Source organism: Oceanobacillus massiliensis str. N'diop, from assembly GCF_000285495.1.
Lineage (GTDB): Bacteria > Bacillota > Bacilli > Bacillales > Amphibacillaceae > Oceanobacillus > Oceanobacillus massiliensis.
In genome coordinates this window covers 1-2,928 of the sequence record NZ_HE610984.1, presented here as the reverse complement: position 1 = coordinate 2,928, position 2,928 = coordinate 1, and the positions used below count along the sequence as shown (strand labels likewise).

Here is a 2,928-nt window from a genome sequence, read left to right as displayed (position 1 = left end):
TTTTAGAAATAAAGCAAGGCTAATAATTAGTACGCTTATTTACTGTAACTTAGTTAAGTGAATAAGGGCGCACGGTGGATGCCTTGGCACTAGGAGCCGATGAAGGACGGGACTAACACCGATATGCCTCGGGGAGCTGTAAGTAAGCTTTGATCCGGGGATTTCCGAATGGGGGAACCCGCTGTTCGTAATGGAGCAGCATCTGTATCTGAATACATAGGATGCAGGAGGCAGACCCGGGGAACTGAAACATCTCATTACCCGGAGGAAGAGAAAGAAAAATCGATTTCCCAAGTAGCGGCGAGCGAAACGGAAAGAGCCCAAACCAGAAAGCTTGCTTTCTGGGGTTGTAGGACATTCCATTGGAGTTACAAAGAAATTCTTTAGACGAATCGACCTGGAACGGTCAGCCATAGCGGGTAAGAGCCCTGTAGTCCAAAAGGAATTTCCTCCGGAGTGTATCCTGAGTACGGCGGAACACGAGAAATTCCGTCGGAATCCGGGAGGACCATCTCCCAAGGCTAAATACTACCTAGTGACCGATAGTGAACCAGTACCGTGAGGGAAAGGTGAAAAGCACCCCGGAAGGGGAGTGAAATAGATCCTGAAACCGTGTGCCTACAAGTAGTCGAAGCCCGTTAATGGGTGACGGCGTACCTTTTGTAGAATGGACCGGCGAGTTACGATCGTATGCAAGGTTAAGTGGAAGACACGGAGCCGCAGCGAAAGCGAGTCTGAATAGGGCGAATGAGTATGCGGTCGTAGACCCGAAACCGTGTGATCTACCCATGTCCAGGGTGAAGGTCAGGTAACACTGACTGGAGGCCCGAACCCACGTATGTTGAAAAATGCGGGGATGAGGTGTGGGTAGGGGTGAAATGCCAATCGAACACGGAGATAGCTGGTTCTCTCCGAAATAGCTTTAGGGCTAGCCTCAAAGAACGAGTACTGGAGGTAGAGCACTGATTGGACTAGGGGCCCTTACCGGGTTACCGAATTCAGTCAAACTCCGAATGCCAGTTACTTAGCTTTGGGAGTCAGACTATGGGTGATAAGGTTCATAGTCGAAAGGGAAACAGCCCAGACCGCCAGCTAAGGTCCCAAAGTATACGTTAAGTGGAAAAGGATGTGGAGTTGCCCAGACAACCAGGATGTTGGCTTAGAAGCAGCCACCATTTAAAGAGTGCGTAATAGCTCACTGGTCGAGTGACTCTGCGCCGAAAATGTACCGGGGCTAAACGTATCACCGAAGCTGCGGATTGTTCTTACGAACAATGGTAGGAGAGCGTTCTAAGTGCTGTGAAGTCAGACCGTGAGGACTGGTGGAGCGCTTAGAAGTGAGAATGCCGGTATGAGTAGCGAAAAAAGAGTGAGAATCTCTTTCACCGAATGCCTAAGGTTTCCTGAGGAAGGCTCGTCCTCTCAGGGTTAGTCGGGACCTAAGCCGAGGCCGAAAGGCGTAGGCGATGGACAACAGGTAGATATTCCTGTACCACCTCATGATTGTTTGAGCGATGGGGGGACGCAGAAGGATAAGGAATGCGCACAGATGGAATCGTGCGCCCAAGCAGTGAGAAAGTCAGATAGGCAAATCCGTCTGGCAATTTCAAGCTGTGATGGGGAGGGAAATTGAGTACCGAAGTTCCGGATTTCACACTGCCAAGAAAAGCCTCTAGTTAGATCATAGGTGCCCGTACCGCAAACCGACACAGGTAGGCGAGGAGAGAATCCTAAGGTGAGCGGGAGAACTCTCGTTAAGGAACTCGGCAAAATGACCCCGTAACTTCGGGAGAAGGGGTGCTCCTTTAAGGAGGAGCCGCAGTGAATAGGCCCAAGCGACTGTTTAGCAAAAACACAGGTCTCTGCGAAGCCGAAAGGCGAAGTATAGGGGCTGACACCTGCCCGGTGCTGGAAGGTTAAGGGGAAGAGTTAGCGCAAGCGAAGCTTAGAACCGAAGCCCCAGTAAACGGCGGCCGTAACTATAACGGTCCTAAGGTAGCGAAATTCCTTGTCGGGTAAGTTCCGACCCGCACGAAAGGTGCAACGACTTGGGCACTGTCTCAACGAGAGACCCGGTGAAATTATACTATGCGTGAAGATGCGCATTACCCGCGACAGGACGGAAAGACCCCGTGGAGCTTTACTGTAGCCTGATATTGACTGTTTGTGCAGCTTGTACAGGATAGGTGGGAGCCTTGGAAGCGTGAGCGCCAGCTTACGTGGAGGCACCCGTGGGATACCACCCTAGCTGTATGAACATTCTAACCCAGGACCGTGATCCGGTTCGGAGACAGTGTCAGGCGGGCAGTTTGACTGGGGCGGTCGCCTCCCAAAAGGTAACGGAGGCGCCCAAAGGTTCCCTCAGAATGGTTGGAAATCATTCGAAGAGTGTAAAGGCAGAAGGGAGCTTGACTGCGAGACCTACAAGTCGAGCAGGGACGAAAGTCGGGCTTAGTGATCCGGTGGTTCCGCATGGAAGGGCCATCGCTCAACGGATAAAAGCTACCCCGGGGATAACAGGCTTATCTCCCCCAAGAGTTCACATCGACGGGGAGGTTTGGCACCTCGATGTCGGCTCATCGCATCCTGGGGCTGTAGTCGGTCCCAAGGGTTGGGCTGTTCGCCCATTAAAGCGGTACGCGAGCTGGGTTCAGAACGTCGTGAGACAGTTCGGTCCCTATCCGTCGTGGGCGTTGGAAGTTTGAGAGGAGCTGTCCTTAGTACGAGAGGACCGGGATGGACACACCGCTGGTGTACCAGTTGTTCCGCCAGGAGCATAGCTGGGTAGCTACGTGTGGAAAGGATAAGTGCTGAAAGCATCTAAGCATGAAGCCCCCCTCAAGATGAGACTTCCCATCACTTCGAGTGAGTAAGATCCCTCAGAGACGATGAGGTTGATAGGTTCGAGGTGGAAGCGTGGTGACACGT

At 52.3% G+C, this 2,928-nt stretch carries 1 rRNA gene; it reads left to right on the top strand.

Annotation, left to right across the window (positions count from 1 at the left end):
* Window positions 1–51: 51 nt before the first annotated feature.
* Window positions 52–2,928, top strand: a 23S ribosomal RNA gene (locus OMHG_RS17390); the annotation flags it as partial.